This is a genomic window from Micromonospora endolithica, assembly GCF_003626595.1.
GTDB classification, from domain to species: Bacteria; Actinomycetota; Actinomycetes; order Mycobacteriales; family Micromonosporaceae; genus Micromonospora; species Micromonospora endolithica.
The window spans coordinates 114,007-136,838 of the sequence record NZ_RBAK01000008.1; the positions used below are offsets into that span (position 1 = coordinate 114,007).

The window sequence follows — 22,832 nt, forward strand, 5'->3', positions numbered from 1 at the left end:
AGCGGTGGGGCGGCCGGAGGCCGCCCCACCCGCGCCGGTCGGGTCAGTTGAACAGGTTGTACAGCTCGGCCGGGGCCTCGACGACCTGGTCCGCCGCCGGCTTCTGGGCGGCGGCGGCGTTGCCGTAGTCGGAGTAGGTGATCCGGATCTCCTGCGCCGCGGCCTGACCGGCGGCCGGGATCTGGACGACCATCTCGCTGAGCCGCCCCTGCGGGTCCAGCTTGGCGGTGAAGGGCACCGACTTCGCCTGCGGGCCGAGGGCGGTGACCACGGTCGGGTCGACCGAGCCGGCCTCCGCCGCCTTCGACACGTCGAGCGTGCCCGCGTACGTGCCCTCGCCGGTCTCCCGTACGTCGGTGATGCCCTGGGTGAGCACGGCGCTGCCGGCCGGGTCGACCTTGTCGAAGTCGAAGCCCAGGTTGCGGTTGCCCTGGATCCGGGTCTGGTCGAGGTGCTGGTACTTGCCGAGGTTCAGCTTCTGCACGCCCGGGATGCTGTTGGCGGTCTTCCCGCCGAGTTCCAGCTTGACCCAGCTGTCCGGCTTGGCGTGGATCAGGTCGAGCTTCATCGCCAGGTCGTCGGTGGGCTGACCGATGGTGATCCGCATCTCGGCGCTCTGGCTCGGTTCGTGCACCTGACCCTCGGCGCTGGAGCCGGCACCGGACATGGTGAAGCGGAAGTTGCCGTTGCTGATCTCCCGCGTGGAGTCGAGCAGGGCCTGCTTGGCGTCGGAGTTCACGCCGGACGCGGTGGGTGCGGCCGAGCCGGACGCGGTCGGAGTGGCGGAGGAGCCGGCCTGCGGGGTCCCGGCGGCGTTGCAGGCGACGAGGCCGGGCGTGAACAACGCGGCGGCCACCAGGCCGGCGCTCAGGCGTCGAACGGTCATCTGTGTCTCCCGTTGGGGTCACCCGACTCGCCGGGTGGCGGCCGGAAACCGGGCGACGCAGCGACTGTCGGCTGCGCCGCGCGAACGCCGGGCGGTCGCCGGAGCGGGCCGATCGGGTCGCACCCACCTAGTTCCCTGCCAGCGCGCCGCACAATCACCGGTTCGTCCGGTTCCCCCGTCGGGAGGATCCGCGCACCCGCCGGACCGGCCCGCCCGCACCGGGGACAGGCCGCCTGGAGACGACGAACGGGGCGGCCGATGGGCCGCCCCGTTCGAGTGTTGGGTGCTACTGGAACATCTCGTACGTCTCGGGGGACGCCTCGATGACCTTGTCCGCCGGCGGCTTCTGCGCGCCGGTGGCCTTGCCGTAGTCCGCGTAGGTGACCTTGATCTCGTGCGCCTTGGTCTCGCCGGCGGCCGGGATCGGCATCGTCAGCTCGGCGAGGCGGCCCTGGTCGTCCAGCTTCGCGGTGAACGGAAGCGCCTTGGCCTGGTCGCCCAGCGACTTGATCACGTCACTGTCGATGGCGCCGGAGTCGGTCACACCGGAGACGTCGAGCTTGCCGGCGTAGGTGCCCTTGCCGGTCTCCTGCACGTCGGTGATGGACTTGAACAGCGCGTCGGCGCCGGCCGGGTCCGGGTTCTCCAGGTCCACCGCGAGGGCGTCCGAGTCCTTGATCTTGGTCTTGTCGATGTGCTGGTACTTGTCCTTGAGCTTGGCCATGGCCGGCACGGAGTCGGCCAGCTCACCCAGGTCCATCTTCACCCAGCTGTCCGACTCGATCATGATCATCTCCATGCCCATGGTCGAGCCGGAGCCGTCGTCGAAGGTCAGGTCGAACTGCACGCTGTTGCTGGGCTTGTGCACCAGCCCCTTGCCGGTCAGGCCCGCACCGGTCATGGTGAAGGTGAAGTTGCCCTGGCCGAGCTCCTTGGTGGAGGCGCGCAGGGCCTCCTTCGGGTCGGCGGGGGTGGCCGAGGCGGAGGCGGCCGGATCAGCCGACTCCGACTTGTTGCAGGCGGCCATGCCGGGCACGAGCAGTGCGGCGGCGAGCACGCCGACGGTCCACCGTCGAATGTTCACAGATGTCTCTCTTCACAAAAAGGCAACACCCGGCCGGGAGGTGCGGCCAGGCACGAGCCGGGGCAGCCTAACGGATGCCACCGGCACGTGGGGGGCACCTCAGCCGAGCGCCCCGGCCGCCGCCCGCAGTTCGTTGTCCCGCGCGTCGCCGACCACGATCACGGTCCGGTTCGGCTCCAGCAGCACCAGCGCCTGTTCGTTGCCCCGGGCCGTGTACCGCTGCCAGGTCCGCCCGTCCAGGTCCGTCTGCCCCTGCGGCTGCCCCTGGTCGGTCAACTCGGCCGGCAGCAGCCGTTCCGCCGGGACGCTGCTCTGCACGATCTGGAGCCCACGCCCCTCCGGGGTGAGGTAGCCGATCCGCAGCGTCGCACCGTCCTCGACGGTCCGGAAGGTGGCGTTCACCGTCTGCCAGTCGTCGCCGAGACCGCGCGGTTCGGCCACCGGGAAGGCGTTGGCCGCCCGGGCGGATCCGATCGCGGGTGCCGGGTCGACCGTGGTCGGCTGGTCACCACCGAGGAAGCCCCGGTAGAAGGCGAGCAGCAACGCGATCGGGACCAGCAGCACCAGCAGCGAGATCGCCATGTCCTTCGGCGACCGCTCCGACTTGGCGGGCTCGGCCCGGGCCGGCGGCGCGGCCCGCTCCCCGGTCCCCACCTCCGCGGCGGCGGCCCCACCGTCGGCTCCGTCGGGCCCGGTGGCGGGTTCGACCAGCGCCGGCTCCCCGGCGGGTACGCCCGGGGTGGCGGGTGCCGGGCGGCCGGAGGTCACCGGCGGCTGGCCGTCGGGCGGAGTCTGGTCGGCGGGTACGCGGTCGGCAGGTTGTGCGGGTTCCACCCCGCCATCTTCTCAGCCGCCCGGGGCGGCGTATCCAGGCCATCACCGCCCCGCCACCGCACCGGGTCCGTCATCGTGTGAGGATCAGCGACAAAGCCGGCAGCGGCGACGCCGCACCCTGCCGGTCCACCCCGCAACGCCGCGAGGAGGAGCCGTCATGACGACGAACACCAGGACGCGGATCCCACAGGATCTCGACCGCAACCTTGCCCTCGACCTCGTCCGGGTCACCGAGGCCGCGGCCATGGCCGCCGGTCGTTGGGTCGGCCGGGGCGACAAGGAGGGCGGCGACGGGGCCGCCGTCGACGCCATGCGCAAGTTGATCAACTCGATCCAGATGCGTGGCACCGTGGTGATCGGTGAGGGCGAGAAGGACAACGCCCCGATGCTCTTCAACGGCGAGCAGGTCGGCGACGGCACCGGCCCGGAGGTGGACGTCGCCGTCGATCCGGTCGACGGCACCACCCTGATGAGCAAGGGGATGCCGAACGCCCTCGCGGTGCTCGCCGTCTCCGAGCGGGGCGCGATGTTCGACCCGAGTGCCGTCTTCTACATGGAGAAGCTGGCGGTCGGCCCGGTCTACGCCGACGTGATCGACATCAACGCCGGCCCGGCGGAGAACATCCGTCGGATCGCCAAGGTCAAGGGCACCGACGTCTCCGAGGTGACGGTGTGCGTCCTGGACCGTTCCCGGCACGACGAGCTGGTCCAGCGGATCCGGCGTACCGGGGCGGGGATCCGGTTCATCTCCGACGGCGACATCGCCGGTTCGATCGCCGCGGCCCGGGGCGAGTCCGACGTCGACGTGCTGATGGGTATCGGCGGTACGCCGGAGGGCATCATCTCCGCCTGCGCGCTCAAGTGCATGGGCGGGGCGATGCAGGCCAAGCTCTGGCCGCGCGACGACGAGGAGCGGGAGAAGGCGCTCGGCGCCGGCCACGACCTGGACCGGGTGCTCTCCACCGACGACCTGGTCACCGGCGACAACTGCTTCTTCGTGGCCACCGGGGTCACCTCCGGCGACCTGCTGCGCGGCGTGCGCTACCGGGCCGGTGGGGCGTACACCCAGTCGATCGTGATGCGCTCCAAGAGCGGCACCATCCGGGTGATCGACTCGTACCACCGGCTGGAGAAGCTCGCCCTCTACTCGGCGGTCGACTTCGACGGCCGGCCGCTGGCCGAGCAGGAGTGACCACCACCGGGACGGCGGCGCCGGACACGCTGTCGACCGCGCGGCGAGCCACCGGCGTCGGGCTGGCGGTCGCCTCGGGGGTCGCGGTGGCCGTGCAGTCCCGGATCAACGGCGAGCTGGGCGTACGTCTGGACGACGGGATCGCCGCCGCGGTGGTCTCGTTCGGCATCGGTCTGCTGGTGCTGCTGGTGCTGGTGCCGGCCACCCCCGGTGGCCGGCGCGGGCTGGTCGCCCTGCGGGCCGCCCTCCGGGACGGGTCGCTGCGGCCGTGGCAGTGCCTGGGCGGCGTGTGCGGGGCGTTCCTGGTGGCCACCCAGGGCCTGACCGTGGGCACCCTCGGGGTGGCCGTCTTCACGGTGGCCGTCGTCGCCGGCCAGTCCGGCAGCAGCCTGCTCGTCGACCGGGCCGGGGTGGGCCCGACCGGACGGCAGCCGGTCACCCCGGCCCGGCTGGTCGGCGCGGTGCTGACCGTGCTGGCGGTGCTGCTCGCGGTGGGCGACCGGCTGGGCGATCCGGGCGCGTTGGTCCTGGCGCTGCTGCCGCTGCTGGCCGGCGTGGGCATCGCCTGGCAGCAGGCGGTGAACGGGCGGGTACGGGGTGCCGCCGGCAGCGCCCTCACCGCCACCCTGGTCAACTTCTCGGTCGGCACGGTCGCCCTGCTGGCCACGTTCGCGGTGGAGGTGGCGGTCCGCGGCCGGCCGGCCGGCGGTTTCCCGAGCGAGCCGTGGCTCTACCTGGGCGGCCCGATCGGCATCGTCTTCATCGCCCTGGCCGCCGCCATCGTCCGCTTCACCGGGGTGCTGCTGCTCGGTCTGGCCACCATCGCCGGGCAGATCATCGGCGCGGTGCTGCTGGATCTGGTGCTGCCCACCGCGGCCTCGCACCCCGGCCCGGCCACCCTGGCCGGCGCGGCCCTGACCCTGGTCGCCGTCCTCGTCGCCAACTCCGGCTCCCGCCGGTATGGAGGGGCCCCTTCCTAACGCCTGGTGTATAGGAAGGGGCCCTTCCTAACGTCGCGCCCCGGGAAGCACCGCCGCACCGGTGAGGGCGGCGACGGTGGCGGAGAGGGCGTCGTCCAGCGGGGTGGGGGCACGCCGAGCAGCTCGGTGGCGGCGCGGGAGTCCATCACGAACGGCCGGGCGAACTGGTGTGCGGTCTCGCGCAACTCGCGCGCGAACGGGTTGACCAGGCCGCCCAGCCACAGCCCCGGGTAGGGCAGGCGGGTCAGCCTGGGCGCGGGGGCACCGGCCAGGGCCGCCGCCCGGGTCGCCAGCTCCCGGACGGACACCGGGGGCGCGCTGGGCACGTGCCAGGCCCGTCCCCAGGCCCGTTCGTCGGCGGCGGCCACGACGAGGGTACGGGCGACGTCGTCGATGTACGTCCAGGTGTGCGGCGCGTCGAAGTCGACCGGAAGCACCACCCGGCGGCCGGCGAGCACCCCCGGCAGCAGCATCATCGGCAGCGACGTGCCGCTGGCGCCCAGGTAGTCGGAGCCGCGTACCTCGGTGATCCGGGCCCGGCCGTCCCGGTGGGCGTCGAGCGCGTCGGCCCACATCTGGTTGCGGACCCGCCCCTTGACGCCGGTGGCGGCGAGCGGGGTGGCCTCGGTCATCGGCCGGTCGACCGGTCCGTAGCCGTAGAGGTTGCCCACGGTGGCCAGCACCGCGCCGGTCCGCTCGGCGGCGGTGAGCAGCGCGTTCGCCAGCGGCGGCCAGTCGGTCGACCACCGGTGGTACGCCGGGTTGGCGCAGTTGTATAGGGCCGCGGCGCCCTCGGTGAGCGCGGTGAGCCGGTCGGCGTCCGCGGCGTCGGCGGCAACCCGTTCGACGCCGGGGAGGTCCGGTCCGGTGCCGCTGCGGGTGACGACCCGGACCTGCGCCCCGGTCGCGGTGAGGTGCCGGGCGGTGGTGGTGCCGACCGGACCGGCGCCGACGACGACGTGGAATGACATCAGGGATCCCCTTTTGGATCGGTAGTAACAAACAAGAGCGGCGCTCTCGCAACAAGCATGACCCCCAACGCCCCTCCCGTCAAGAGCACTGCTCTCGCTTTTGTCATCCGCTCTAGTTCGTGGCAGGGTGAACCCATGCCGGCTTCCTCGATCCGCGCCCGGGTCCGCGCCGAGATGATCGACGAGATCAAGGCGGTGGCCCGGCGGCACCTGGCCACCGACGGCGCCAACCTCTCCCTGCGCGCGGTCGCCCGCGACATGGGCATGGTCTCCTCGGCGATCTACCGCTACTTCCCCAGCCGGGACGAGCTGCTCACCGCGCTCATCCTCGAGGCGTACCAGGCGCTGGGTGACGCCGTGGCCGCGGCGGTCGCCGGGCCCGACCGGCTCGACCTGCGCGGACGCTGGCACGCGGCCTGCCGGGCGGCCCGGGACTGGGCGCTGGCCCATCCGGCGGAGTACGCGCTGCTCTACGGCAGCCCGGTGCCCGGGTACGCGGCACCGGACGAGACGGTCGAACCGGCCCAACGCCCGCCGCTCACCCTGGTCGGCATCCTGCGGGACGGGCTCGCCGCCGGTCGGATCGACCCGCCGGCAGAAGTGCTGCCCGAGCCGGTCCGCGCCGATCTGGGCGAGCTGGTCGCGGCCTTCTTTCCCGGCCTGCCCGAGGCGCTGCTCGCCCGGGGGATGGCCGGCTGGACACAGCTCTTCGGGCTGATCAGCTTCGACCTGTTCGGGCGGCTCAACCGCGCGGTGCCACACCGCGACGCGTACTTCGAGCACCAGATCGGGCTGATGGCCGACCTGATGGGCCTACCCGCCTGACCGGGCCGGCAGCATCGGGTCTCAGGTGCCGTCGGAGGAGTGGCCTGGGAAGAGGTGCGCCGACGGGTCGATGGCCACCGCCGCGTTGTTCACCGCGGTGGCCGCCTCGCCGAAGCCGGTGGCGATGAGGCGGACCTTGCCCGGGTACTCGGTGATGTCCCCGGCGGCGAACACCCGGGGCAGGTTGGTGGCCATCGCGCTGTCCACCAGGATGTGCCGGCGGTCCAGCCGGAGCCCCCACTCGGCCAACGGGCCGAGGTCCGCGGTGAATCCGAGCGCGGCGACCACCGTGTCGACCGGCAGCAGCTCGGCCGCGCCGCCGCGTACGGTGATCTCGGCGCCGGTGACCACCCCGTCGCCGTGCAGCCGGGTCACCTCGGCGTTGACCACCACCCGCACCGGTGTCGCCAGCACCCGGGCGACGGTGGCCGCGTGCGCCCGGAACCGCTCCCGCCGGTGCACCAGCGTCACCGAGCGGGCCAGCGGCTGCAACGCGCACGCCCAGTCGAAGGCGGAGTCCCCGCCACCGACGATCAGCACGTCCCGACCGGCCAGGTCGGTCGGCTGCGGCACGAAGTAGATGATCCCGCCCCCGGCGAACTGGTCGGCGACCGGGAGCGGCCGGGGCGTGAAGCTGCCCAGCCCACCGGTGACGATCACCGCGCCGCAGGTGAGCTGCTCGCCGCCGGCCAGGCCGAGCACCGGCCGGCCGTCGGCGTACGAGAGCTTCTCCGCGCGGGCACCCAGCAGGTAGCGGGGGTCGTACGGTGCGGCCTGGGCGACCAGGTTGGCCACCAGGTCCCGGCCCTTGACCGCCGGGAAGCCGGCGACGTCGTGGATCAGCTTCTCCGGGTACATCGCGGTGATCTGGCCGCCGGGTTCGGGCAGCGCGTCGACCACCGCGACGGAGAGCCCACGGAAACCGGCGTAGTAGGCCGCGAAGAGCCCGGCCGGCCCGGCTCCGACCACCGCGACATCGACCTCGCCCATGCGCCCACCGTCACTTCCCGCTCACGGATCAACGTGCGCTGATCTTCCGACGGTAGGGCGGGTCGCCCGGCCGGGCAAGCACGTCCCACGCGTGGCGGCGGGTCCGGTGGCGACGTCAGGGCAGGGAGAGCGTCGACTCCGGGCGGTAGGGCCCGTCCAGGTCCCGCCGGCGGCGGAAGAGGATGGCGGCGACGATCCCGCCGAGCAACCCGAACAGGTGACCCTGCCAGGAGATCCGGTCGTCGGTGGGCAGGATGCTGACGAGTTGCCACCCGTAGAGCAGGCCGACCAGCAGGAAGACCGCGAAGTTCCACCAGCTCCGCTCGACGATGCCCCGGGTGAGCAGGATGCCAAGGTAGCCGAAGATGACGCCGCTGGCCCCCACCACGATCGAGTTCGACGAGCCGGTGAACCAGACGCCGAGGCCACTGACCAGGACGATGAGCAGGGTCGACCAGAGGAACCGCCGGGCACCGGCGGCGAGCACGAACGTGCCGAGCAGGATCAGCGGGATGCTGTTGCTGTAGAGGTGGTCGAAGCCGTGGTGCAGGAACGGCGAGAAGAAGACCCCGTCGAGCCCCTCGATGCGTTTCGGGATGATCCCCGCCGAGGCGTCCAGCCCGAAGGCAAGCCCCTGGTCGACGGCCTCGATGAGGAAGAGGAAGGGCACCACCGCGCACATCGCCACGAAGGCCCGGCCGAGGGAGGCGTAGAACGCCTCGGTGCCGAACCGGTTCGGGTCGCCGCTTCCGGGGAGCAGGGTCACCCGTCAAGAGCTATCAGGTACCGGCCACCGCCGCCACCCGGGCGGCCCGCCGGCAGGCGTACGACGGCGGCGGGGCGTGTGACCGTCCACACACCCCGCCGCCGTCGGCGTCCTAGTACCAGCCCTGCGCCTGCGACTGTGCCCACGCCTTGCAGGGGGTGCCGTAGCGGCCCTTGATGTAACCGAGGCCCCAGATGATCTGGGTGCTCGGGTTGGTCTCCCAGTCGTCGCCGACCGAGGCCATCTTGCTGCCCGGCAACGCCTGCGGGATGCCGTGCGCCCCGGACGAGGAGTTGTGCGCCTTCGGGTTCCAGCCGCTCTCCTTCGTCCAGAGCTTCTCCAGACAGGGGAACTCGGAGATCGGGAAGCCCTTGTCGATCATGATCGCGCAGCCGATCTTCCGGTTGCCGCTGTACTCGGCACACGAGGACGGGATCGGCCCGTCGTACGGCTTGCTGGCGACCTTCTTCTCGGCGGCCTCAGCGGCCCTGGCCGCCGAGGCGGCGGCCTGCTCGGCCTTCTTCCGCGACGCGGCGGCGGCCTCGGCCCGGCGGGCGCGCTCGGCGGTCGCCTCGGCCACCGCGGCGGTCCGCAGCTTCGCGTGGTACTCGGCGGCCCGCTGCTGGACGGAGTGCACGCCGACCGGGGCCTGACCGTCGCCCGGTGGGTCGCCTTCGACGGCCTGCTCGGACGCGACACCGACACGTGCGGCCGGGTCCTGCGGGCTCTCGCGGTCGTCGCCCAGATAGAAACCGCCGGCAACGCCCACGGAGAGCAGCGCGACAGCGGCCGTGCGGGCACCCAACCGGCTCCACAGCCGACTCACGAAGTGATCCCTTCGTCGGGGGCATGGGCACGACGCGGGAGCCGTGCCCCTGGTGGGGCCGGGGGCCCGCGTCGCGAGCGCCCCGACCCTGCCGGTCGCAGCCGACGCACCGGTGTCCGCCGATGCCGTCCGTCGGGGGACGAACGATCACCGACGATCCGTCCAGGCGCGTGGACGCTCGTGGGACACGATCGCGCACAGTGAGGCCGATGGGAAACCAACCGACCGCTTTGTGATCTGTGCCACACAAATTACCCGCATAAATGGTCGTTAAACGGTCATCAAAGTGAGTTGTCCTCCAAAAGATCCGTCACGACGGCGGCGATCGGGGAACGCTCCGAACGGGTGAGGGTGACGTGCGCGAAGAGCGGATGCCCCTTCAACGCCTCGATCACCGCGGTCACCCCGTCGTGCCGACCGACCCGCAGGTTGTCCCGCTGCGCCACGTCGTGCGTGAGCACCACCCGCGAGCCCTGGCCGATGCGGGAGAGCACCGTCAACAGCACGCCCCGCTCCAGCGACTGCGCCTCGTCCACGATCACGAACGCGTCGTGCAGGCTGCGCCCCCGGATGTGGGTGAGCGGCAACACCTCCAGCAGGCCGCGCGAGGTCACCTCGTCGAGCACGTTCTCGTGCACCACCGCGCCGAGGGTGTCGAAGACGGCCTGCGCCCAGGGCGACATCTTCTCCGACTCCGAACCCGGCAGGTAACCCAGCTCCTGGCCGCCGACGGCGTACAACGGGCGGAACACCACGACCTTCTTGTGCCGGCGGCGTTCCATCACCGCCTCCAGACCGGCGCAGAGCGCCAGGGCGGACTTGCCGGTGCCGGCCCGGCCGCCCAGCGAGACGATGCCCACCGAGTCGTCCAGCAGCAGGTCCAACGCGACCCGCTGTTCGGCCGAGCGCCCGTGCAGGCCGAACGCCTCGCGGTCGCCGCGCACCAGCCGTACGGTCTTGTCCGGCAGCACCCGGCCCAGCGCCGACCCCCGGGTGCTGTGCAGGACCAGGCCGGTGTGGCACGGCAGCCCCGCCGCGGCGTCCACGTCCAGCGTCTCGCCGGCGTAGAGCTGCCCGATCTGCTCCTCACCCAGCTCCAGCTCGGACATGCCGGTCCAGGTCGGGTCGCTGGCCTGGCCGTGCCGGTACTCGTCGGCGTGCAGGCCGACCGACGCCGCCTTCACCCGCAGCGGCATGTCCTTGCTGACCAGGGTGACCTGGCGTCCCTCGGCGGCGAGGTTCAGCGCCACGGAGAGGATCCGCGCGTCGTTGGACTCGGTGCGGAAGCCCGGCGGCAGCACCCCGTCGTCGGTGTGGTTCAGCTCCACCCGCAGGGTGCCGCCGTGGTCGTTGGCGGGCACCGGAGTGTCCAGCCGACCGTGCCGGACGCGCAGGTCGTCCAGCAGGCGCAGGGACTGCCGGGCGAACCAGCCCAGCTCGGGGTGGTGGCGCTTGCCCTCCAGTTCGGTGATGACCACCAGCGGCAGCACCACCTCGTGCTCGGCGAACCGGTGGAACGCCGCCGGATCGGAGAGCAGGACCGAGGTGTCCAGGACGAACGCCTGGCCCGATGGTCGGGGCTCCTGGGTCTCGACCGGCGCGGCGTTCGCAGCACGGCGGCTGCGGGCGGTCCGGCGGGTCGTGGCAGTCGCGGCCGGGTTCTGGTCGGCACCGGCAGAGGTACGGCGAGTCGTCACAGGCCTGCTCCGACGGATGGGCACCCGCCACCCGCGTTCCGCCTCGTCCGGTGCCCGGTGGACACGGGGTCGGATGCGGGCCCCGTGCGCGAGGTCGCAGAACCGGGCTGGCCGGCTGGCCCGGGACAACCCCGTGCCATGCCTAGACGCTAGCGGCGTCCGCGTCCGCAGGCTAGAGGCGATCGTGGATCTCCGGAGACCGACGGGTGAACGTACGGCGGAACCGGCCGGGATGCATGCCCCCTGCGCGCATCCCGGCCGGTGGGGACCACCGTCACCGGTCTGACGTGGCCCCGACGGTGCGCGTCCGCCGCGGACGGCGCACCGCGCCCTGGGTACGGCCGGCGGGGTTTCGGGCCACCCGCCGGCCGGGCTCAACCGGTCCGGCGGACCAGGGTGCCGGCCGGGTGCCGGGCCGCGACCGGAGCGGCCGGCGTGGTGAAGGACGATCCGGTGTACGTGGTGCCGGCGCGCGCCACCGTGCCGGTCGCCCGGACCGGCTGCGCGGTCGCGTCCACCACCGGTGGCCCGGCCAGGGCGGACGCGATGGCCGCCTGGGCGTCGCGGCGGCGGCGGTTCCAGGCGCCCCGGTCGCCGTCGAAGTAGCCCTGCCGGTAGCCGAACCGGTAGCCGATGCGGTAGCTGAGCTGCCCGTGCAGGCGGCCCGCCGCGTAGCTCGCGGCACCGAGCACGAGCACGAGGAAGAGCGCGAGGAAGGGGCTCATCCGTCGGCTCCGGTCCGCCGGACGCGCCGCGTCATCGTTCCTCCGGCTCGACCGCGGTGGGATCGGTCACCTGGTCGATCACCAGCAGCCGGTCGAGGTCCTCCGTGCTGACCTCCTCGACCAGTTCGACGCTGATCCGGCAGCCGTCCAGGACCACCTCGGCGACCGAGGAGCGGCGGATCTCGCCGCCGGCGTCGTAGACCCGGACGCTGAGTTCCGGGCAGCCCAGGTGGGTACGCCAGGCGTTCCACTCGGCACGGTCACCGACGCTGAGGGAGAGGTAACGGCAACCGCGGGCGAGGTAGAGGCGCCACGGCGCGCTCAATCCGGCGGCGACCCCCTCCGCGATCAGGCCGAAGGCCTGGGCACGGGTGGCGAGCTCGGTCACCGCACCTCCTTCGCACCGGGAGCGTGACACATACGAGCACTGATCGTCTCCTGCACGTGACACACCGTAGATTGTCCCATGAACGTGACAGTATCAGCTTTTCGTCCGTTTACCCTCGCACCTACGGCCATCTATTCTGCCCAGGTGACACCCCTCAGGAAGGGCGCCGGATCGTTTACCGGCGCACGGCGAAACACGTCTCGTTCACGTGACACCCGCGTGCCATCGGGGCCACCCCCCGACTCCTGGCCGTACCGTCGCGGGGTGACCGAGACCGCCAACGCACGGAAGATCGCCTTTGCCAGTTTCGTCCGCCGGGCGCTCGACGAGGCACGGGCGACCCGGGCCTGGAGCGGCACCGAGGTCTCCCGCCGCACCGGCGTGTCCCGGCAGACGATCAACCGGTGGGTCCGCGGCGACTGGGCCAGCGATCCCGAGGCCGAACGCGTGGTGGCCTTCTGCGAGGGCCTGGGCCTCAACCCGGCGAGCGCCTTCGCCGCCCTGGGCTGGGACCGGGCCACCTCGCCGCGCACCGCGCCGGCACCCCCGCCGATGGACCCGGACGTGGAGGCGCTGCTGCGCCGGCTGGTCGACCCCCGGGTGTCGGACGCGGAGAAGTTCCACATCCGGGAAACCATCCGATACCTCGCATACCGCCCGACACTGCCGGTCGATGGCCGAAAACGAGGGAAAGAAGCCAGCTAGTTCCTCAGATGGCGAAAGAACACCAGGTCAGACTCATTCGTTTCGCTCCCGGGCCGGAAGCGGCGCGCTAGCGTCCGTTTGTACTGCTTGGGCTCGTCGTCGGCGGGGGGACGGGACAAGGCCGAACCCAGCCCTGCGGGACAGAAGGAGGGGTCTGTCCATGACCCTGAAGTGGTTGGCAGTGGTGGTCGCCGCCGTGTCACTGACACTGTGCGCGACCGGGAACACGGTGACGCTGGCGGTCGACGGCGGGGAGCTACCCCTGCTGGTCAACCTGTTCGCGCTCACCACCGCCGGCACCGCGGTCGTCCTGGCCGTGGTCGCCGACCTGCACGACCGGCTCAACGACCGGGTCAGCGCGCTCACCGAGTTCATGGTGGCGCGACTCAACGAGATCGAGACGCACAGCGGCGACCGGAACAGCGGCTTCGTGGAGGGGTACCTGCTCAGTCAGGGCCAGGAAGCCGCCGTGGTGCCGTTCGGTCGACGCGGACGTGGAGCCGCCGAACGCTGACTTGTACCGGGCCGCGACACCGACCGCAACCCCCGGCCGGACGGGTCCTCGCGGCCGGGAATGGGCCGCCCGAGCCGGGGTACGCTGTCGCCCGTGCCGCCGTTGAATCTGCGCAACCAACAGCCGGGGACCCCGTTGAACGCCGACCACGCCTGGCGTACGACCGCCGCCCACGCGGCGGGGACCGTGCTCTTCTTCGACTTCGACGGCACGCTCGCGCCGGTCGACGACGACCCGACCGCGGTGCAGCCCGCGCCGAAGGTGCTGGACGCGATCGAGGCGCTCGCCCCGGTGGTCCGCCGGGTGGCGATCGTCTCCGCGCGGCCGGTGGAGTTCCTCCGCGACCATCTCGGCGGGCTCCACGGCGTCGACCTGTACGGCCTCTACGGCCTGGAGCACAGCCACTCCGGCGGTGCCACGGTCACCGAGCCGGCGGCGCTGCCCTGGGTGCCGACGATGGCGGAACTGGCCGACCTGGCCCGGGCCGAGTTGCCCGCCGGCACGCTCGTCGAGTTCAAACGGCTCTCCGTCGCCCTGCACTGGCGCACCGCCCCCCAGCTCGGTGCCACCGTGGAGACCTGGGGTCGGGCCCAGGCCGAGCGGCTCGGGCTGCGGGTCCAGGCCGGCCGGATGGTGCTGGAGCTGAAGCCGCCCGTCGACCGGGACAAGGGCATGGTCATCGACGAGGTGATCCGGGACGCCGATGCCGCCTGGTACTTCGGTGACGACGTCTCCGACATCAAGGCGTTCGCCGCGCTGCGCGCCCGGGCCGCCGCCGATCCACGCTTCTTCGGCGTCTGCGTCGCGGTCGCCAACCCGGAGACCGGCCAGGAGGTCGCCGACGCCGCCGACCTGACCATCGACTCCCCCGCCGCCCTGGGCGACTTCCTCACCACGGCGCTGGCGCACCTGCGGTAGTGCCGGGCGCTGGCGCGCCGGCGGGTGGCTCAGCTGCCGAAACGCCGGTGCCGGTTGGCGTACGCGCGCAGCGCCCGGAGGAAGTCGATGTGCCGGAAGTCCGGCCAGTTGAGTTCGCAGAAATAGAACTCGGAGTGCGCGGACTGCCAGAGCATGAACCCGGAGAGGCGCTGCTCGCCGCTGGTCCGGATGATCAGGTCCGGATCCGGCAGACCCCGCGTGTAGAGGTGCTCGGAGATGTGGTCCACCTCCAGCACCTCGGCCAGTTCCTCCAGGGTGGTGCCGGCGCGGGCGTGCTCGTGCAGCAGCGAGCGCACCGCATCGGCGATCTCCCGCCGACCGCCGTAGCCGACCGCGATGTTGACCTGGGCGCCACCGCTGCGGTCCCGGGTGCGCTCCTCCGCCGCCTTCAGCGCCGCCGCGTGCTGCGCGGGCAGGACGTCGAGCGCGCCCACCATCCGCAGCCGCCAGGGGTTGCCCTCCTCGGCCAGCTCCGTGGTGAGATCCTCGATGATCTGGAGCAGCGGGTCGAGCTCGGCCGCCGGCCGGGAGAGATTGTCGGTGGAGAGCAGCCAGAGCGTCACATGACCCACGCCGGCGGCGTCGCACCAGCGCAGCAGCTCCTTGATCCGCTCCGCGCCGACCCGGTGCCCGTCGTTGGGGTCGACGAAGCCCATCTCCTTGGCCCACCGGCGGTTGCCGTCACACATCACGCCGACGTGTCGAGGCACCGGCTTGCCGGCGAGTTTCGCCGTGAGCCGACGCTCGTACACCGAATAGACAAGGTCCCGCAGAGTCATCACCTAGCAGCGTAGCGACCGGCGTCACCGATCAGCGCCGGGGAGTCCGATCTCGCGCGGCGACACCCCGGCCGATCATGGTCAACGTCCGGGCGTCCAGGCGGCCGTCACCGAGCCCCAGTTCCACCACCGACCGGTACACCCGCTCGTCGCGGCGGGCCGCCCGGACCGCCGCGTCCACCACCCAGCGCCGCCGCGCCAGCCACGCCGCGGTCGAGCTGTGCCGCAGGTGTACGCCGAGCCGACGACGCAGCGCCTCGCCGTAGCGGCCGGCCGCCCGCTCGGGTGCTCCGGCCGCCGCCGCGCCGGCCAGCGCACCGGACAGCAGGGCGTAGAAGATTCCCTCCCCGGTGAACGGGTTGATCAGGGAGAGCGCGTCACCGGCCAGCACCACCCGGCCGCGTCCGGGCGCCGGGCGGTGGGTGGACAGCGGCAGGTGGTGGGCGCGCAGGTCGGTCACCGCCGCCGGATCGGTGCCGGGCAGCAGCGCGGCCAGCCGGTCGACCAGGTACGCCCGGGTCAGCCGCTCCCCCCGCAGCACCTCTCCGTACCCGACGTTCGCCCGGCCGTCGCCGATCGGGAACGACCAGGCGTACGCCGGCCAGCGCGGCGCGGACGTGACGATGAGTTGCTCGGGTGGACCGGGGCGGGCCGGCGCGTACCCCCGCAGGGCCAGCGCCAGATGCCGGTCCGGGTTGACCGGGTGTCCGAGCGCCCGGCGTACCACCGAACCGGCGCCGTCCGCGCCCACCACCGCCCGCGCGGACAGCTCCCCGTCGAGCACCACGCGGTCGGCCCGCACCTGGACCGTGCGGACGGTGTGCCGGCGCAGCAGCGCGCCCGCGGCGACCGCCGCCGTCACCAGCCGGGCGTCGAAGACGGTCCGGGGCACCGTGTACGCCGGCCGGGGCAGCCTCCGCGCGACCTCGGCGCCACCCGGGCTGGTCATCCGCAGGGCGGGCAGCGGTGGGTACCCGGCCACCGCGTCCGGCACCCCCAGCTCGTCGAGGACGTCCAGGGCGTGCGCGGCGATACCGTCCCCGCACGCCTTGTCCCGGGGAAAGTCGGACCGGTCGAGCAGCAGCACCCGCGCTCCCACCCGGCGGGCCGCGATGGCGGCGGCCGACCCGGCCGGTCCCGCCCCGACCACCACCACGTCGAACTCGTCCCCCGTCCCGCCCTGCCCCGCGCCGCCCTGCCCCGCGCCGTCCTGCCACGCCGCGCGCCGCCCCACGCCGTCCTGCCACGCCCCGCGCCGCCCCGCGCCGTCCTGCCCCGCGCCGTCCTGCCGCAAGCCACCGTCGGTCACCGCGTCTCCTTCCCGCGAGCCGGTCCGGGGCCGTGCCCGCCCCGTCATCCTGCCCGGCCGAGGCGCGAGATCGCCGATCCGAAACCCCCGATCTCGCGCCCGCACCCGACCCGACCTGCCCACTCCCGCGATCTTGCACTGTCCGGGTACGTCGCCGGCACATGATCGACTCGGCTTCCTTGATATCGGGGTATCCAGGTTGGTGCGACACCCCGATTTCACTGAAGGCGAGTCGATCTTCGACGTCCGGGCCGCTACCCCGTCTCCCGCGCGGCGCGACAGCGCGCGGAGCGAGCCAGAGGCGGAGCCGGGCCAACACCGAGACCCCGGGACGGGACGGGGCGGGGGCGGGTGGGAGACGGTCAGGGTGCGGGATTGGCGCGGGCGGCGCGCCGGAGGGCGTAGAAGGTCAGCGCGGCGGCGGTCACCAGCGGGGCGCCGTCGCGGACCAGGCCGTCGAGACCGAGCAGCCACCAGCAGAGCGGCAGGTCGACGGCCAGCACGAGCAGGGTGACCACGACCAGGCCGCGGGCCGCCCAGCGCCGGCCGCGCAGGAGGAAGGCGGTGCACAGGAGCACCGCGTAGCTGGCGGCGATGCCGGCGCCGAACCAGAACAGTACGGCCGGCAGCGCGGCCAGCCGGTCGCCGCGCACCTCGCCGGTGGCGACCAGGGCCGGCACCAGCATCAGCGGGCTGTAGGTGAAGGCGGCCACCCGGGCGGTGAGCAGCCAGGCGTTGGCCTCGGGACGACGCGGCGGGGTCTCCCGCCAGGAGATGCCCCGGGCGTCGATGACCAGTCGTGGACGGTGCCGGACCAGGTGGGCGGCGAGCGCCGACGAACGGTAGAGCAGCCACACCACGGCGACGCAGAGCGCGGTGAGTACGGCGAAGCCGAGCAGGCCGGGAAGCGGCGGTACGCCCTGCCGGGGCACGATCAGGCGGGCCACCGCGAAGACCGTGGTCACCGCCAGGATCAGCCCGAACGGGCGGGCCAGCGTACGACCGCGCCGGACGTGCCCGATGAGCAGCAGGAACCCGAGCGACCGGAGCAGCGCCCAGCCGGTGCGTACCGCCAGGGCGAAGCCCTGCTCCGGGGCGTACACCCAGTTGAGCAGCTCGACCACGACGGTGGCCGCCGCGGTCGTCGCCAGCAGTGCGGTGAGCGCCCGGACGGCGGACGGCCGCCGGACCTCGGTCTCGGCGGCCGTCCTCATGGGAAACCCTGTTGCCCCGGGTGGGCGCGGGTCACACCTACCGCTGCGGCTGCTCCGCGTCGAGCCGGGCCCGCAGGGCGTCCAGCTCGGCCCAGAGGACGCCCGGCAGCTTGTCGCCGAACTTCTCGAACCACTCGGTGACCAACGGCAGCTCGTTGCGCCACTCGTCGACGTCGACCTTCAGCGCGATGCGGACGTCCTCCGGGGTCATGTCCAGGCCCTCGACGTCGAGCGCGTCCTGGGCCGGGACCATGCCGATCGGGGTCTCCACGGCGTCCGCGCGGCCTTCGAGCCGCTCGATGACCCACTTGAGGACGCGGGAGTTCTCGCCGAAGCCCGGCCAGAGGAAGTTGCCCTCGGCGTCCTTGCGGAACCAGTTGACGTAGTAGATCTTGGGCAGCTTGGCCTCGTCGCCGTCGGTGCCCTTGCCCATCTCGATCCAGTGCCGGAAGTAGTCGCCGGCGTGGTAGCCGATGAACGGCAGCATGGCCATCGGGTCGCGGCGGACGACGCCGACCGCGCCGGACGCGGCGGCGGTCGTCTCCGAGGAGAGGGTGGCGCCCATGTAGACGCCGTGCACCCAGTCGCGCGCCTCGGTGACCAGCGGGATGGTGTCCCGACGGCGACCGCCGAAGAGGATCGCGTCGATCGGTACGCCGTTCGGGTCGTAGTAGTCCTCGGCGAGGATCGGGCACTGGGTGATCGGGGTGCAGAACCGGCTGTTCGCGTGCGAGGAGAGGCTGTCGCTCTCCGGCGTCCAGTCGTTGCCCTTCCAGTCGATCAGGTGCGCCGGCGGCTCGCCCATGCCCTCCCACCAGATGTCGCCGTCGTCGGTGAGGGCGACGTTGGTGAAGACGGAGTTGCCGCGGTCCAGCGTCCGCATCGCGTTGGCGTTGGTCTTCCAGTCGGTGCCCGGCGCGACGCCGAAGAGGCCGTACTCCGGGTTGACCGCGTAGAGGCGGCCGTCGGCGCCGAACCGCATCCAGGCGATGTCGTCACCGATCGTCTCGACCTTCCAGCCGGGGATGGTCGGTTCCAGCATGGCCAGGTTGGTCTTGCCGCAGGCCGACGGGAACGCGCCGGCGATGTGGTAGACCCGCCCCTCCGGCGAGGTGATCTTGAGGATCAGCATGTGCTCGGCCAGCCAGCCCTCGTCGCGCCCCATCACGCTGGCGATCCGCAGCGAGTAGCACTTCTTGCCGAGCAGCGAGTTGCCGCCGTAGCCGGAGCCGAAGGACCAGATCTCCCGGGTCTCCGGGAAGTGCGAGATGTACTTCGTCTCGTTGCACGGCCACGCGACGTCCTGCTGGCCCGGCGCGAGCGGGGCGCCGATCGAGTGCAACGCGTGCACGAAGTCGGCGTCGTCGCCCATCGCCTGGAGGACCGCGGTGCCCATCCGGGTCATGATCCGCATCGACGCGACCACGTACGGGCTGTCCGTGATCTCCACGCCGAACATGGGGTTCTCGGCCTCGACCGGTCCCATGCAGAACGGGATGACGTACATGGTGCGCCCGCGCATGCTGCCGCGGTACAACTCGGTCATCGTCCGCTTCATCTCGGCCGGCGCCATCCAGTTGTTGGTGGGGCCGGCGTCCGCCTCGTCGACGGAGCAGATGTAGGTGCGCTCCTCGACCCGGGCGACGTCCGTCGGGTCGGTGCGGGCGTAGAAGGAGTTCGGCTTCTTCTCCGGGTTGAGGCGGATCAGCGTGCCCGCCTCGACCAGCTCGTCGGTGAGGCGACGCCACTCCTCGTCGGACCCGTCCACCCAGACGACCCGGTCGGGGGTGGTCAGTTCCGCGACCTCACGGACCCAGGCGAGCAGTTTGGGGTGGGACGTCGGGGCCTGATCGATACCCCGAACGGTAGCCGGAGCAACCATGACACATCTCCTTGTGGTCGACGCTGACCTATCTATGGGATGCACGAGTCTTGACGACTAAGCGCCGCCTTCGTGGAAACCTGGGATTGGCCTCAGCGTAAACCGGGCGGCGTCGCCAGTCAGTGGGACTGGTTGTGAAGAACTGCACAAGGTACGGCCACGCTGCGGCATCACGAGCTGATACCCGCTTTCACGCGCAGTTTCACGCAAATCTTGTCGTGGACCTCCGTCGCCGGGGCGTCCCCGGCACGGCCGGGTGGTCGTCGGCGGAAGCGACTCCCCACCCGGCTCCGGCCGGTTACGCTCCGCTCATCGACGTCGCCACCGTCCGCGCCGCCCGCCGTTGCTACCCGTACGGCGTGCCGTCTACCGGTACGCTCGCGAGGTGGCCGCGACGATGACCGGGGAGCCAGGCTCCCGGCAGACCCGCCCGGGTCTGTTCCGCTCCCTCATCGACCGTTTCGGTCACCTGCTGCGGGAGATGAGCAAGTTCGCCACCGTCGGTGGCATCGCGTTCCTGGTCGACTTCGCGCTGTTCAACTACCTGACCGCGGCGCAGGGCGTGGAGCAGGTGACCGCCAAGACCATCTCCACGGTGATCGCGGCGAGCTTCGCCTTCGTCGGCAACCGGTTCTGGACCTGGCGGCACCGCCGGGGCTCCAACCCCGCCCGCGAGTACGCGCTGTTCTTCTTCTTCAACGGGGTCGGCCTGGGCATCACCGTGGCCTGCCTGGCGATCAGCCGGTACGGGCTGGGCGAGGTCTGGCCGGAGGTCTTCCAGACCCGGCTGGCCGACAACATCGCCAGCTACATCGTGGGCACCGGCCTGGCCACCCTCTTCCGTTTCTGGTCCTACCGAAGGTTCGTCTTCGTGGAATCGGGAACCCGGACCGTTCCGGAAGTGAAGCCGGACCGACACGGGGCGTGACCTGGCGCCCATCTCTTCCAGCCGGGACCGGTCGGTCCCGCCCACTGCCCTAAGGTGTTCCGCATGCGTCTTGTCCGTCTGCTGCCTGAGCGCTGGCAGAAGTTCATCCACGAGGCGTTCAAATTCGGGATCGTCGGGGGCATCAACACCGTCATCAATTACGCGGTGTTCAATGCCCTGATACTCACGGTTTTTGTCAACGGTGAGCTGAAGGCGGCGGTGGTTGCCACCGTGCTGGCGACGATCACGTCTTATCTGATGAATCGTCACTGGACGTACCGCGATCGCCCGAAATCGGCGATGCAGCGCGAGTATGCCCTGTTCTTCCTTTTCAACGGCGCCGGCCTGCTCATCGAACTGGGCGTCCTGGCCGCCGCGAAGTACGGCTTCGGCGTGACCGGCCTGCTGGCGCTGAACATCGCCAAGACCGGCGGCGTGGTGCTCGCGACGCTGTTCCGCTTCTGGTCGTACCGGACCTTCGTCTTCCAGCCCGCGCCAGCGCACGCGGCCGACACCTGGCACAGCATCCCGCGCGACGAGTGGGACACGATGGCGGAGATGGACCCGGTGGCCGAGCTGGCCGAGTCGGTGTCCGAGCTGGAGGAGGAACAGCGTCAGCCGGGCACCTCCCCGGCGTCCGGTCCCCGGCCGGTCGCGGCTCCGGTCACCGGTCCCCCGGCGCAGGGCCGCCCGGCGCCGCTGGACGCGGGGCTCGGCGGCGCGTTGGACCGCGAGCTGGCCGCCGAACTCGACGCCGAACTCCAGGCCACTCCCCGCCGCGCCCCGCGCCGCTGAACCACCGGCCGGTCAGGCGCTCGGGTCCCGCAGCGGTTTGCCCTCGTTCAGATCGGCCAGGATGTCGCGCATCTCGGTGTCACCCAGCGAGTGCTTGTCGTGGTGGTCCTCCACCAGCTCGTACAGCCGGGTCTGGACCTGCCCGACCCCCGGCACGTCGTGCAGGACGGACTGCCCGCGCTCACCGGCCGACTCGATGGTCAGGGTGCCGCAGCCGAGCAGCCGCTCGACGAACCGCTGGCGCATCGCGTGGTCGTTGATCCGGGTCAGCGGGATGTCCCGGCGGTCCCGGGACAGCACACCCTCCTGGAGCAGCACCCGCTCGTTGGTGAACAGGTAGTGGGTGCTCCGCCAGACCAGGTAGGGCCAGAGCGCCAGCCACAGCACCGCCAGCAGGGCCAGCCCACCGATGACGGCCAGCGCCACCGAGCCGCCACCGCCGGACGGGAGCAGCACCACGCCGGCCACCACCGCGGCGACGGCGAGCACCAGCACCGCGACCGGCCGGACCAGGGCCTTCCAGTGCGGGTGCAGGTGCAGCACGACGTGCTCGTCCTCGGTGAGCACGTCCTCGGGAAACGCCACGGGAACCTCCATCGCGAAAAGCGGACGCGCAGACCGTAACGCCCCACCGCTACCCACGGGATCAGCCGCGCGGCGAGCCCTTCCCGCCGTTAACAAGGGGCCCTTCCTCTACCGCAGGCGTTAAGCGGGGGCCCTTCCTTTCACCGCAGGTGCAGGACGTCGCCAGCGGTCAGGCGGTGCTCCTCGGTGGCGGTGGCGAGCAGGAGGTGCCCGTCGGCGTCCACGCCGGTCGCGGTGCCGGTCAGCTCGTCGCCGCCGGGCAGCAGCACGCGTACCTGCCGGCCGACCGTGCCGCAGGACGCCAGGTAGGCGTCGCGCAGGCCGCACGCGACCGCGTTCCCGCCGGCGGAGCGCCACCGGTCGTACCACTCGGCCAGCGACCGCAGCAGGGCACGCAGCAGCGGATCCCGGTCGGTCGCGGTGGCCCCGGCCAGTTGCAGCGAGGTGGCCGGCAGCCCGTTCGGGTTCTCCGGCAGCTCGTCGGCGCGCAGCGTCACGTTCAGGCCGACGCCGAGCACGATCGCCGGCGCCGCGCCGGCCCGGGCCGGTGGCACCGCCTCGGCCAGGATGCCGGCGCACTTCGCCTCGTCGACCAGCAGGTCGTTCGGCCACTTCAGGGACGCGTCCAGCTCGGCGAGCCGGGCCACCGCCTCGACCAGCGCCACGCCGGCGAGCAGCGGCAGCCAGCCGTACCCGGTCGCCGGGGCCGCCGGCCAGCCGCGCTCCGGGACGGCCACGCCGGGCCGGAGCAGCACGCTGGTGGCGATGCCCGCCCGCGGTGGCGACTGCCAGGTCCGGCCGCGCCGGCCACGGCCCGCGGTCTGCCGCTCGGCGACCACCACCAGGCCCTCCGGCTCGCCCGCCCGGGCGGCCTCCGCGACGTCGGCGTTCGTCGAGCCGGTCTCGGCGCGCAGGTCCAGCCGCGCCCACGGGCCGTGCGGGGCGACCAGCGCCCGCCGCAGCCGCGCCGCCGACAGCGGCGGGCGGTCCAGATCGGTGTACGGGGACCCCGGCATCC

Annotated in this window: 23 protein-coding genes and 1 pseudogene; 8 read left to right on the plus strand and 16 right to left on the minus strand. The window is 72.3% G+C overall.

The features are described from left to right. Positions 1-43: 43 nt before the first annotated feature. The 3 genes from D7223_RS20435 to D7223_RS20445 all read right to left on the minus strand — a co-directional run bounded on the left by D7223_RS20435 (position 44) and on the right by D7223_RS20445 (position 2,804). Complete coding sequence (locus D7223_RS20435; RefSeq protein ID WP_120730019.1) at positions 44-886, minus strand: hypothetical protein; 843 nt, start codon at positions 884-886, stop codon at positions 44-46. Positions 887-1,172: 286 nt separating this feature from the next. Then, complete coding sequence (locus D7223_RS20440; RefSeq protein ID WP_238162132.1) at positions 1,173-1,970, minus strand: hypothetical protein; 798 nt, start codon at positions 1,968-1,970, stop codon at positions 1,173-1,175. 99 nt (positions 1,971-2,069) lie between these two features. Further along, positions 2,070-2,804, minus strand: coding sequence for a DUF4245 domain-containing protein (locus D7223_RS20445; RefSeq protein WP_120730020.1), 735 nt, complete (start codon positions 2,802-2,804; stop codon positions 2,070-2,072). Between the two features lie 157 nt (positions 2,805-2,961). Between D7223_RS20445 and glpX the strand changes: the two genes are divergently transcribed. Continuing rightward, positions 2,962-3,996 carry a class II fructose-bisphosphatase gene (gene glpX / locus D7223_RS20450; RefSeq protein WP_120730021.1) on the plus strand — a complete coding sequence of 345 codons (1,035 nt, stop codon included), beginning with the start codon at positions 2,962-2,964 and terminating at the stop codon, positions 3,994-3,996. Further along, on the plus strand, positions 3,993-4,976 hold the full coding sequence (locus D7223_RS20455; RefSeq protein ID WP_120730022.1) for a DMT family transporter: 984 nt from the start codon (positions 3,993-3,995) through the stop codon (positions 4,974-4,976). The genes glpX and D7223_RS20455 overlap by 4 nt, the downstream gene beginning before the upstream one ends. A gap of 27 nt (positions 4,977-5,003) precedes the next feature. On the opposite strand, the pseudogene D7223_RS20460 reads toward D7223_RS20455, so the two are convergent. Then, a pseudogene (locus D7223_RS20460) lies at positions 5,004-5,947 on the minus strand (NAD-dependent epimerase/dehydratase family protein). Between the two features lie 135 nt (positions 5,948-6,082). On the opposite strand from D7223_RS20460, the gene D7223_RS20465 reads away from it, so the two are divergent. Then, positions 6,083-6,772 (plus strand): TetR/AcrR family transcriptional regulator, encoded by a 690-nt coding sequence (locus tag D7223_RS20465; protein WP_120730023.1) that lies wholly within the window; start codon positions 6,083-6,085, stop codon positions 6,770-6,772. Between the two features lie 21 nt (positions 6,773-6,793). On the opposite strand, the gene D7223_RS20470 is transcribed toward D7223_RS20465, so the two are convergent. From D7223_RS20470 to D7223_RS20495, 6 genes are all read right to left on the minus strand, one after another. Continuing rightward, complete coding sequence (locus D7223_RS20470; protein WP_120730024.1) at positions 6,794-7,762, minus strand: NAD(P)/FAD-dependent oxidoreductase; 969 nt, start codon at positions 7,760-7,762, stop codon at positions 6,794-6,796. A gap of 115 nt (positions 7,763-7,877) precedes the next feature. Continuing rightward, positions 7,878-8,528 carry a rhomboid family intramembrane serine protease gene (locus D7223_RS20475; RefSeq protein ID WP_120730025.1) on the minus strand — a complete coding sequence of 217 codons (651 nt, stop codon included), beginning with the start codon at positions 8,526-8,528 and terminating at the stop codon, positions 7,878-7,880. 112 nt (positions 8,529-8,640) lie between these two features. After that, positions 8,641-9,354, minus strand: a complete 714-nt coding sequence (locus D7223_RS20480) for an aggregation-promoting factor C-terminal-like domain-containing protein (protein WP_120730026.1) — start codon at positions 9,352-9,354, stop codon at positions 8,641-8,643. A 281-nt stretch (positions 9,355-9,635) separates the two neighbouring features. Continuing rightward, entirely contained in the window at positions 9,636-11,051 is a 1,416-nt protein-coding gene (locus D7223_RS20485; protein WP_120730027.1) for a PhoH family protein, read from the minus strand. Between the two features lie 374 nt (positions 11,052-11,425). Next, the gene (locus D7223_RS20490) at positions 11,426-11,776 is read right to left on the minus strand and encodes a hypothetical protein (protein ID WP_120730028.1); all 351 of its coding nucleotides are present in this window, start codon (positions 11,774-11,776) and stop codon (positions 11,426-11,428) included. Between the two features lie 31 nt (positions 11,777-11,807). Then, the gene (locus D7223_RS20495; protein WP_120730029.1) at positions 11,808-12,164 is read right to left on the minus strand and encodes a hypothetical protein; all 357 of its coding nucleotides are present in this window, start codon (positions 12,162-12,164) and stop codon (positions 11,808-11,810) included. Between the two features lie 264 nt (positions 12,165-12,428). On the opposite strand from D7223_RS20495, the gene D7223_RS20500 reads away from it, so the two are divergent. The 3 genes from D7223_RS20500 (at position 12,429) to otsB (ending at position 14,301) form a co-directional block, all read left to right on the plus strand. After that, positions 12,429-12,869, plus strand: coding sequence for a helix-turn-helix domain-containing protein (locus D7223_RS20500; RefSeq protein WP_120730030.1), 441 nt, complete (start codon positions 12,429-12,431; stop codon positions 12,867-12,869). A 160-nt stretch (positions 12,870-13,029) separates the two neighbouring features. Then, positions 13,030-13,383: a hypothetical protein gene (locus tag D7223_RS20505; protein WP_120730031.1), complete on the plus strand. Its 354-nt coding sequence runs from the start codon at positions 13,030-13,032 to the stop codon at positions 13,381-13,383. Positions 13,384-13,476: 93 nt separating this feature from the next. Then, a complete protein-coding gene (gene otsB / locus D7223_RS20510; protein ID WP_120730193.1) occupies positions 13,477-14,301 on the plus strand; it encodes a trehalose-phosphatase in 825 nt (274 codons plus the stop codon). A 29-nt stretch (positions 14,302-14,330) separates the two neighbouring features. Here the strand turns inward: otsB and D7223_RS20515 are convergent, their stop codons facing one another. The 4 genes from D7223_RS20515 to D7223_RS20530 form a co-directional block, all read right to left on the minus strand. After that, on the minus strand, positions 14,331-15,101 hold the full coding sequence (locus D7223_RS20515; RefSeq protein ID WP_120730032.1) for an isoprenyl transferase: 771 nt from the start codon (positions 15,099-15,101) through the stop codon (positions 14,331-14,333). Between the two features lie 31 nt (positions 15,102-15,132). Beyond that, entirely contained in the window at positions 15,133-16,257 is a 1,125-nt protein-coding gene (locus tag D7223_RS20520) for a geranylgeranyl reductase family protein (protein ID WP_238162143.1), read from the minus strand. A 515-nt stretch (positions 16,258-16,772) separates the two neighbouring features. Then, positions 16,773-17,624, minus strand: coding sequence for a hypothetical protein (locus tag D7223_RS20525; RefSeq protein WP_120730033.1), 852 nt, complete (start codon positions 17,622-17,624; stop codon positions 16,773-16,775). Positions 17,625-17,661: 37 nt separating this feature from the next. Beyond that, entirely contained in the window at positions 17,662-19,506 is a 1,845-nt protein-coding gene (locus D7223_RS20530) for a phosphoenolpyruvate carboxykinase (GTP) (RefSeq protein ID WP_120730034.1), read from the minus strand. Positions 19,507-19,903: 397 nt separating this feature from the next. Between D7223_RS20530 and D7223_RS20535 the strand changes: the two genes are divergently transcribed. Both D7223_RS20535 and D7223_RS20540 read left to right on the plus strand, forming a co-directional pair. Further along, positions 19,904-20,434, plus strand: coding sequence for a GtrA family protein (locus D7223_RS20535; protein WP_120730035.1), 531 nt, complete (start codon positions 19,904-19,906; stop codon positions 20,432-20,434). A 63-nt stretch (positions 20,435-20,497) separates the two neighbouring features. Beyond that, positions 20,498-21,229 carry a GtrA family protein gene (locus D7223_RS20540; protein ID WP_120730036.1) on the plus strand — a complete coding sequence of 244 codons (732 nt, stop codon included), beginning with the start codon at positions 20,498-20,500 and terminating at the stop codon, positions 21,227-21,229. 12 nt (positions 21,230-21,241) lie between these two features. Here the strand turns inward: D7223_RS20540 and D7223_RS20545 are convergent, their stop codons facing one another. After that, positions 21,242-21,814, minus strand: a complete 573-nt coding sequence (locus D7223_RS20545) for a PH domain-containing protein (protein ID WP_120730037.1) — start codon at positions 21,812-21,814, stop codon at positions 21,242-21,244. 140 nt (positions 21,815-21,954) lie between these two features. After that, complete coding sequence (locus tag D7223_RS20550) at positions 21,955-22,830, minus strand: biotin--[acetyl-CoA-carboxylase] ligase (RefSeq protein ID WP_120730038.1); 876 nt, start codon at positions 22,828-22,830, stop codon at positions 21,955-21,957. Positions 22,831-22,832 lie beyond the last annotated feature (2 nt).